5 protein-coding genes and 2 pseudogenes are annotated in these 10,430 nt (G+C 40.2%); all 7 read right to left on the reverse strand.

Going from position 1 to position 10,430, the window contains the following annotated elements:
* Positions 1-175: 175 nt before the first annotated feature.
* Complete coding sequence (locus ASG89_RS19905; protein WP_057312819.1) at positions 176-430, reverse strand: hypothetical protein; 255 nt, start codon at positions 428-430, stop codon at positions 176-178.
* Positions 431-629: 199 nt separating this feature from the next.
* Positions 630-1,844 carry a methionine adenosyltransferase gene (metK, locus tag ASG89_RS19910; protein WP_057312820.1) on the reverse strand — a complete coding sequence of 405 codons (1,215 nt, stop codon included), beginning with the start codon at positions 1,842-1,844 and terminating at the stop codon, positions 630-632.
* 373 nt (positions 1,845-2,217) lie between these two features.
* Complete coding sequence (locus ASG89_RS19915) at positions 2,218-2,484, reverse strand: alpha/beta-type small acid-soluble spore protein (protein ID WP_057312821.1); 267 nt, start codon at positions 2,482-2,484, stop codon at positions 2,218-2,220.
* A gap of 152 nt (positions 2,485-2,636) precedes the next feature.
* Positions 2,637-3,170: a hypothetical protein gene (locus tag ASG89_RS19920; protein ID WP_057312822.1), complete on the reverse strand. Its 534-nt coding sequence runs from the start codon at positions 3,168-3,170 to the stop codon at positions 2,637-2,639.
* 90 nt (positions 3,171-3,260) lie between these two features.
* The gene (locus tag ASG89_RS19925; RefSeq protein WP_057312823.1) at positions 3,261-6,488 is read right to left on the reverse strand and encodes an S-layer homology domain-containing protein; all 3,228 of its coding nucleotides are present in this window, start codon (positions 6,486-6,488) and stop codon (positions 3,261-3,263) included.
* A 664-nt stretch (positions 6,489-7,152) separates the two neighbouring features.
* Positions 7,153-7,629: pseudogene (locus ASG89_RS37770) on the reverse strand (hypothetical protein); the annotation flags it as partial.
* A 1-nt stretch (position 7,630) separates the two neighbouring features.
* Positions 7,631-10,362 (reverse strand): annotated as a pseudogene (locus ASG89_RS38685) (S-layer homology domain-containing protein); the annotation flags it as partial.
* Positions 10,363-10,430 lie beyond the last annotated feature (68 nt).

Here is a 10,430-nt window from a genome sequence, read left to right on the forward strand (position 1 = left end):
TTTTTCATCTAATTCTAGTATCTATCATTTAAGCGATAACTATATAGACTCTTAAACTATGGAAAAAGTTACGATATTCCCCATGTTGTATTCATATGTCATAAATAAATGGTAAAAATAGAAAAAGAGCACAACCCTCCGGGTCTGCTCTCTACTTGAGATGCTTATATAATGATTAAATTATTTTCTTTAATTTAGCTTCTTGTTCAATCGATCGCGCTGAGAGCAGTTCAATAATCCTGTGTTGTTGCTCTTGCACATTCTCTAAACGCTTCACGATTTCATTCGTTTCCAGCACAGCTTGCTTGATTTGGGATTGTTCGATTTCTAGTTTGTCTAATCTTGTGTTCATTCCAACTAACTGTTCAAAAACTGGAGATAATTCTGCTCTTAGCAACGTAGTAAGTGATTCCTTCATTTCATTGTCCATTATATCGCTCCCTTCGTATACCAACGCAAAACTTATCTTCTACTTATCATAACATAATCCCCTATGAATTAGCATCAGATGACATATACATATAGTACCATATTTATTAGCAAAAGAAAACAATGATATTTACTATAGTGAATTATGTATATAACAAAATAAACAAACAAAAGCCGCCCCAAAGGACGGCCTCTCTATATTAATGCTTAAGCTCTAACGCTTGTGCTTTCAACGTCTCAGCTTTATCTGTACGCTCCCAAGGAACATCCAGATCGTTACGGCCAAAGTGACCATAAGCCGCTGTTTGACGGTAGATCGGACGACGAAGATCAAGTTCTTTAATGATACCCGCTGGGCGAAGGTCAAAGTTGGAGTGAATGAGCTCAACAAGCTTCTCTTCACTTACTTTAGCTGTACCGAACGTATCCACAGCAATGGAAACTGGACGAGCAACTCCAATTGCGTAAGCTAGTTGCACTTCACATTTCTCAGCCAGACCAGCTGCTACGATGTTTTTCGCAACGTAACGCGCTGCGTAGGCACCAGAACGGTCAACTTTTGTCGGATCCTTACCGGAGAACGCGCCGCCGCCATGACGAGCATAACCACCGTACGTATCAACGATAATTTTACGACCAGTCAAACCAGCATCCCCTTGAGGTCCACCAATAACGAAACGTCCTGTTGGGTTAATGAAGTAATTCGTCTTCTCATCCAACAAGTGTGCTGGAACGATTGGAAGAATAACATGCTCTTTAATATCTTTTTGGATTTGCTCCAAAGTTGTATTCTCATCATGCTGTGTGGATACAACAATTGCATCTACACGAACAGGTTTATCATCGATGTACTCAACTGTTACTTGAGTTTTACCATCTGGACGTAGGTATGGAAGAGTGCCGTTCTTACGAACTTCTGTCAAACGACGAGCCAATTGGTGAGAAATAGAAATCGGAAGCGGCATAAGCTCAGGCGTCTCGTTGACTGCGAAACCGAACATCAAACCTTGGTCACCGGCACCAATTGCTTCGATTTCTTCGTCGGACATGTTACCTTCTCTTGCTTCAAGAGCTCTGTCTACACCTTGTGCAATATCAGGAGATTGCTCATTCAACGAAACAAGAACTGCACACGTTTGGGAGTCGAAACCGTACTTCGCGCGCGTGTAACCAATTTCTTTAATTGTTTGTCTAGCGATAGCTTGAATATCTACATATTCAGACTTCGACGTGATTTCACCAATTACCAAAACCAAACCAGTTGCTACAGATACCTCACATGCTACACGAGCATTCGGATCATTAGCTAGAAATGCATCCAAAACCGAGTCAGAAATTTGGTCACAAATTTTATCTGGATGACCTTCTGTTACGGATTCGGATGTAAATAAACGACGTCCACGAACTTGAGCCATATTATTCATCCTCCTACATTACATTTAGTATGTTTGAAAAGCTTCTACTCGATGCCTCTATGATAAAAAAAATTGGGCCCGGCTTTAGCGGTAGCTTTTCTCGCCAAACGGAATCCCTCTTTTGCGCTCATGCGCTGACAAGATCTTTGAATTCCGCACTCTGGAACAATAAATAAACCATGAATAAGACAATATTAAAATGACCCTTCCCCAGACGGAAAAGGTTAAATTGAATATTGACCTTCAATAAATCATCTTACTTTATTTGTCGGGTATTGTCAATTTATAAATTTTCAATAGCGTTTTATAAAAAAATAAAAGGTCAGCATTAGCCGACCTCCTTCTTAAACGATGCACATACAATAAATTATGATTACAAAGTAAACAAAGTTTCTTCTGCCCGTTGGATTAATCTCTGAGTAATACGACCGCCTACTGCACCTGCATCTCGGGAAGTAATATGTCCCCAGTCGTCTTTTTTCTTAGAAGTTGAAGGAATAGAACCAAGCTCACCCGCAAATTCGGTATCCGCATTGAGCGACATTGAGTTGCCCACCGGTAGACCTAACTCAGCAGCAATTTCGTATTTTAAGATATCCAACGCTTTTTTCGATTCCGGAACCACTTTACTTCTAGCCATAACCAAACGCCTCCTTAGAGTTTTAGTTCAGATCATGCACTCGATAAGCAGCTACCCGATCAATGGGGTACGATAATAGTATGGCTAGAATCATCTTGATGAACCGAATAAGAAGTTGTCATTTTGGGTAAAATTATGGAGTAGACATTTATTTATTGCGGAACTTTACTACCATCTGCATTTAAAATCAAAAATCCACCACGTACCATGACATATATGGGCGTGTCGTTCTTTGGCGAAGGCTTAATACCGCGGCCTTCTGTCGGGAAAATCAAAAGATGATTCAGCGCGACTTCCGTCCCTGCTGGCAGATCCTTGCCTCCCGTTACATCCGGGATGCCGTTCTCATCGTTGCTTACGGCTAGTACCTTGCCGCTTCGCACAATAAATTCCGCGCCAGCGCCAGCGTGCAAGGTTTGTCCATTTTGCAATTGCACAACTTTCATGTTCGCCGCTGCCGTAGGTGTAGTGCTCGTGCCTCCGTTGCTCCCGCCAGCATTCGCTGCGATCGCGGAGGCCACAATCTCCTTCACCTTGGCTTCGCTTAAAGTGTTCTGCTCGAAATAACTTTGCGTGATTAATGGGTCGGTTGTGCCTGGTGTTGGAGCATCGGCTTGGGAGGTTGTGTGAACTAGTAAAACCAAAGTAACTAACAATATAATAAAGTTTATATTAATTTTTTTCATTGTTGTCTACAACTCCTGTTAAATTGACTAAAATCATTTTAACAGAAAAAGACCCCGAAGGGTCTCATTCTATTAAAAACTATTTTATTCTTATGGAGTGACTACAACTGTAGTTGTTGCAGTTTTACCATTAGGAGCAACAGCTGTTACTACGAACGAACCAGAAGTTGCACCAACTAGGGAAACTTGATTTGTTCCATTTAATGTAACAGAAGTGAATCCAGTTAAATCAGTGATAGTGTAACGAACTTGCAGGTAGTTGTCATACAGAGCAACTACATCTGAACCTGCACCAAATGATCCTTCACTTTTGAACTCATTACCATATTGGTTTTTCACAGTAAGTTTGTTCATCAAGTGGTAAATGTTTTCACCATTAGCTTGTGCAAATGTGTAAGTTTTAGAAGCAGATCCAACTGAGATAGACTCTACACGGTTAGCTTCATTCTTAACAACCACTTGACCACTAACAGATTTAGCTTCACCGTTTGCAGCTTTGAAGTATGCTGTAATATTCGCAGTACCTACTTTATATCCAATTACGTATGCTTTGTCATCAACTACACCAGTAAGAGCATCTACTGCGCTAGTAGCTTTATCAACTTGTGCGAAGTTATACACATCTGAAGTTACTGCAGTAATAGTCTTAGGTATAGCTACAGAGTTGCCTGCTGCGTCTTTAGCTGACACTACAACTTCTTTTGCAAGTTTACTTGTAGTAGCGTCTACTTCTGTAGCATGCGATGCGATATAAGTTGCATCATCACGAGTATTGAACAGGTCTCCAAGAGCGTTCAAGCTATAAGTTAGGTTTTTAGCTTCTTCAGCTGTAAGAATTGTTACTTTTCTAGCAAGGTTAGCAACGCTTTGATCAATCAAAGTACCAGCTGCTTGACCAGTGTGTGTTGCTTCACTTTTACGAAGTTGGAATTTAAAATCAAAAGTACTTCCTACAACAGCGGTACCATCTGTTGCAATAGTGATTTCTTTATCACTGAAAGCACTGATTGGAAGAATAGCATTATCTGCAATGACGCCAGTACCATCAACACTTACTTTAAAGCCTGCAGTTGCAGATAGGTCAGCATAAACATCGTATGTTACAACTTTGTTGTTTGATAGAATGTCAATTGTTGTTCCAGCTGAATCAGTAGAGAAACCAGTAATTTTCTCACTGTATTGGTCGAACACTTGATATTTTGGTTTAGTTTTTGCAGTCGCTACTGCTTTCGCTGCAACTTCTGTTACAACTCTGATGCTGTCTGGGTAACGAACATCTGCAAGTGGAATGTTGATTTGAGCATTACTGTTTACACCATTTCCATAGATAGCAACAAAGACGTTACCTTGACCTTTGGCATCAACTTTCTTAATGTGTAATTTCCCTTTATTAGGTCCAGTAAGTACAATTTTATTGTCTTGAGTAGCATCAGCTGAACCGTTAACAAGCATCGCTGCAGGAACGTCAGTTGAACCACCAAGCACTAAATTGCTAGAAGTAGTAATCTTAAATCTACCTGCTTTTGCATTATCAACGATATCATCAGCAGTTAGTTTATTTCCAGCTTCGTCGTAAGCAACGATTTCAACATACTTATCTTTGTCACCATAAGCAAAAGTAGTAGATGGTTGTAGAACTTCTACTTTAGAAGCAACTTTAGAAGCAGAAGCTTTTACTTTTGCCGTAGCTTGGGATCCGCCACCAAAAACAGTAACAGTGAATTCTTCTGTTTTATCTACATCTTTAAGAAGTGTAAATACAACATCATCAGTGTTATCATTGTTATCATCAGCAATAACTGCTGGTGTATTACCCAAGGAATCAGCATAAGGTGTTACAAATACTGTAGGAGTAATCGCAGAACCAGTGTCCTTAGTTACTACACCGCCGTACTGGTCGTATTGTGTCAATTTAACTATCGCTTTTTCGCCAGCAAGGGAAAGTGCTTCTTTACCATTTTTGTATGTCACAGCACCCAGTTCAACTTTAGTAACATAAGGAACGTCACCAACTTTGAATAGTTTTGTAGCAGAAATGTGTTGATCGTTATCGTAGATATTGATCGATACTTGACTATTGTTTGGAATTACACCTGTATAGTTAGTATCCAAGATCACATAAAGTTTACCATCATCGGATTTCGATAATGTTGCAGCATCAGGAGTTGTTGCATAAACTGTGTAGTTACCAGCAGAGAAGGAAGCAGCCTCACCGTATTGGTTAGTTGGTTGTACTTGTACTCGTGCTTTGTCTGACTTAGCGATTGTATCGTTAGCAGAAACGAACTCGATTTTTGTTACTTTTTCATTTTCAGCATCGAAAGTTGCAGTTGTTTTATCAAGCTCAGCTGCATCGACACCAGCCAATGTTACTGTGTAGGAACCAGCTGTAACCTTGCTATCTTTCAACTTAAGTGTAACTGTTTTCTTGTCATCAGACCACTTTGCAGCAGCTGCATCAAGAGCAACGTCAGCAGCACCTTTTTTCAATGTGAAAGTTGCTTTAGCTGTGTCAGCTGCTTTGCTCAATTTAACTTCTACAGTTGTAGCACCAGCAGCTTTAGCACTCAATACGGAAAGTTTACCAATGCTTGAGAACGCTACGTCAGCAGCATATGAACCTGTAACAAGATCAGCACGAGTTGCAGCTTTAGCTCCGTCAGTACCAAGATCAACGCCGTTAGCTTTAGCAACGTCTAGGTAACCATCGTACCAAGGTGAAGTTGTTTTAACGTCAGCTGCTTTACCAAAACCTTTAACAAGCAATGTAGCAAGTTGACCCAATGTTACGTTATCTTGTGGAGCGAAAGTAGTATCTGTCATACCATCGATGATACCAGCTTTTTTAGCTGCTTCGATGAAAGGAATTGCCCAAGCTTGGGAAGCGTCAGTTCCGTCAACATCCTTGAAAGAAGAAGTTGTTTCAGTACCAACTGTTAAACCGAAGATTTTCGCAACAAGCTTAGCAGCTTCTGCACGAGTCATGTTACCATCGATGTCGAATGCAGTATCGGATTTACCATCCATGAAACCTTTTGCAAGCAATGCATCAATTTTTGCAAGCAATGCTGCGTCTTTACCAACAAGATCTGTAAAGTCTTTGGAAGTTTTAACTGCAGTTGTTGCGGAAGTTGTTGTCGCCGGTGTTGTTGTTGCAGGCGTATCAGCCATTGCCACCGAAGCGAACATAGAGAATGCTAGTGTTGCTGTTGCGATTACTTTTAAACTTTTTTTCATAACCTTTTTTTCTCCTCCTTGAATATCGTGAGTTTTATTTTTTAAGTTTGTTTGTTCTTTATTCCAGCTCGATCCACTCATCTTATTGTTCACCCCCTCTCCAGAGTTAGAGCATAATATAACTAAGGTTCAGCTGCAGCTCTCGAACTGCACTTGAAACTAGTAAACTGTAATGAAATAAAATAGGAACCTAGACCAATTTACATTATACATTGATCACTCTGGATCGTAAAGAACTATTTTCGATAAATTAATTCAATGTATAACAATTACTATTGTTTGTTTCTTTCAAAGTATTAAACGCATATGTTTCATAAAAGTTGCGATTTACTCCAAATAAATTTTAAATTCATCTTTTTCTTTTTTACAACAATGCTGCCTCCTATATTTAAAGTTTGTTGTTGTAAAACATTCCTCACTACGTTGTTCTTTATGTAGCTTTTCGTCTATCACCTTTGCTACAAAATTAGTATACGATACTCTATACACAGTTTCATTGATAAGTATTTTCCAGTGACGTAGCATAGATGATTGTTTCTTCCGTATAGTCCATCTAAGCTTTAAGCAACCTAATCGATAGTCCCACAGTACTTTCAAGATTTAAATCTATTTTTCTTAAGCATGAAGGTCATCTCCTAGGGTGAATTCTGACCTATATACCTTTGACAACTATTTAGATATAACCGCTAGTTAATCTTGCTATCATACAAAAAAAGACCCCGAAGGGTCTTTTTTTAATTCGGTATTACGGAGTTACTACAACTGTTGTAGCAGCTGTTTTGCCGTTAGCAGTTGTTGCTGTTACTACGAATGATCCYGTTCCTGTTCCACCAAGTGTCACTGTGTTGTCTGCATTCAATTGAACGGTTAGACCAGCACTTACTTCAGTGATAGTGTAACGTACTTGCAGATAGTTATCGTACGCTTTTACAACATCGCTTGTTGTTGGCGTGCCTGCTAGCGCAGAACCTTCACTCACAAACTCATTGCCGTATTGGTTTTTCACAGTAAGGTCATCCATCAAACGGAAGACATTCTCGCCATCTGCATTTGCATTWGTAARTGTCATGGATGCAGAACCTGCTGCAATGGATTCAACGCGGTTAGCTTCATTTTTAACATCTACTTGGCCACTTACGCTTTTTGTTTCGCCATTAGCTGCTTCGAAGTATACCGTGACATTTGCAGTTCCTACTTTATTACCAATTACGTAAGCCTTCTTNACTACTTGGCCACTTACGCTTTTTGTTTCGCCATTAGCTGCTTCGAAGTATACCGTGACATTTGCAGTTCCTACTTTATTACCAATTACGTAAGCCTTCTTWTCTACGCCACTCGTCACTTTATCTACTTGTGCAACATTGTACACATCGGAAGTTATGGAACTAATTGTTTTCGGTACGGCTACACTGTTTCCTGCCGCGTCCTTCGCCGTTACAACAAGTTCTTTTGCTAACTTGCTTGTTACTACCGTGTCTTCTGTTGCATCTGTAGATGCATAAGTTGCATCGTCACGTGTGTTAAAGATATCGCCAACTGTATTCAAGCTGTACGTCAAGTTTTTAGCCTCATCCRTTGTTATGATTGTTACTTTTCTAGACACATTTGCTACACTGCTATCAATAAGTGTGCCTGCCACTGCACCTGTGTGCGCCGCTTCACTTTTGCGAAGCTCAAATTTCAAATCTAAGCTTGTTGCTGCTAGAGCGCCAGTTGTGTCGATTGTAATTTCTTTGTCACTAAATGCGCTCAAAGCAATCACATCTTGGTCTGCCAGTGCACCAGTGCCATCAAGGCTTACTGTAAATCCAGCTGCCGCTGTTAAGTTTGCAACCACATCATACGTTACGGTTTTGTTGTTTTGTACAATGTCGATCGTTGTGTTTGCAGAATTCGTGGAGAACTTCGTCATTTTCTCGCCATATTGGTCAAATACTTGGAACTTTGGCTTTGTTGTTGCAGAAGCTACTGCTTTTGTCGTAACATCTTTCACTACCTTGATGCTGTCTGGGTAACGAACATCAGAAAGTGGAACATTAATTTGAGCATTGCTGTTTACGCCATTGCCGTTGATTGCAACAAAGATACTACCTTGTCCTTTTGCATCCACTTTCGCTATGTGCAGTTTCCCTTTGTTCGGGCCTGCTTGTACGATTTTCAAATCTTGTGCATTATCCGAAGAATCAACTAACATTGCCACAGGCACATCTGCTGTATTACCTGTAACTAGGTTGCTCGATGTTGTAATTTTAAATCTACCTGCTTTTGCATTGTCAACAATCTCATCGGCTGTTAATTTGTTACCAGCTTCATCATAAGCCACGATATCTACATACTTATCGCTATCACCGTATGCAAAAGTAGCTGTCGGTTGTACTAGCTCCACTTTAGAAGCAATTTTAGAAGCGGATGCTTTTACTGTAGCCGTTGCTTGGGATCCTCCGCCAAATACGGTTACGGTGTACTCGTCAGACTTGTCCGCATTTGCAGCTAATGTTACAACAACATCATCTACATTATCGTTATTTTCATCAACGATTGCTGCTGGTGTATTACCCATGTAATCCGCGTATGGAGTTACGAATACTGTCGGGCTAATGGCAGAACCTGAATCTTTCGTTACTACGCCACCATATTGATCATACTGTGTCAATTGAATTATTGCTTTCTCGCCTGCAAGAGAAAGAGCTCCCTTGCCGTTTTTGTAGGTTACTTCACCAAGTTCTACTTTCGTTACATAAGGCACATCGCCAACTTTGAACATTTTTGTTGCTGAAATATGTTGTTCATTATCGTAGATGTTAATGGATACTTGGCTGCTATTTGGGATAACACCCGTGTAATTGGTATCTAGGATAACGTACATTTTACCGTCATCAGATTTTGTAAGTGTTGCTGCATCAGGCGTAGTTGCATATACTGTGTAGTTACCCGCGGACAATGAAGCTGCTTCACCGTATTGGTTCGTTGGCTGTACTTGCACACGAACTTTATCCGATTTTGCAATCGTATCATTGGCTCCTACGAATTCAATTTTAGTAACTTTTTCGTTCTCAGCTGTCAATGTTGCTGTTGCTTTATCAACACCAGCTGCATCTAAACCGGATAGAGTAGTTGTATACGTTCCTTCGCTAAGCTTGGAATCTATCAAAGTAACGATAGCAGATTTCTTATCATCAGCAAATTTCAAAGTTGTCGCAACGTTCGCAGTACCTTTTGTCAAAGCAATTGTTGCTTTAGTCGTATCAACTGGTTTGTTAAACGTTACTGTTACTTGTTGTACGCCAGTTGCTTTCGCTTCGGTTACAGATACTTTACCAGCTGGTACGTATTGTTGTTTTGCTTCGTATGCGCCGCTAACTAGTAAGTCACGAGTTGCGTTTACCATACCACCAAAAGTACCATCAGCGTTGTTAGAAAGAAGTTTCAATGCAAGAGCTTCTGTTACATAACCTTGAGCCCAACCAGAAACTGTTTTGTCTGTACCTGTTAATCCTTTCGCTTCTGCATCTTTACCAAGCACACGAACCAAGAAAGTAGCTAGTTGTTCTTTGGTTACTTTACCAGCCGGATTGTATTGACCTTCTGCATAACCATCCGTTACGTTAGCTGTTTTCAAAGCTTCAATGTAAGGAAGTGCATAGCCATTTGCTGCATCGGTTACACTAACATCAGTAAAGCTGGATGTTTTAAGATCTTTATTTACGTCAAGCCCCATGATCAAAGCGGCTACTTTAGCGAATTGTGCGCGGTTCATTTCTTCCTTTAGACCAAATGTTGTGTCGCTTACGCCATCAAAGATTTCAGCGGAGATCATCGCATCGAACTTCGCTTTTGTTGCTGCGTCAAGATCTTTCAAATCCGTGAAATCTGCAGATGTTTTACCAAATGCAATGGATGAGAACATGGAAAGAGCCATTGCGGACGTAAGAACTACGGATAGGGTTTTCTTCATAAAGGTTGTTTCCTCCTAATATTTGAAAGTTTTTGTTATAAAAACTTATAACCAACGGGGCGACTTTT

This window comes from Paenibacillus sp. Soil766 (genome assembly GCF_001428105.1).
Classification (GTDB): Bacteria; Bacillota; Bacilli; order Paenibacillales; family NBRC-103111; genus Paenibacillus_E.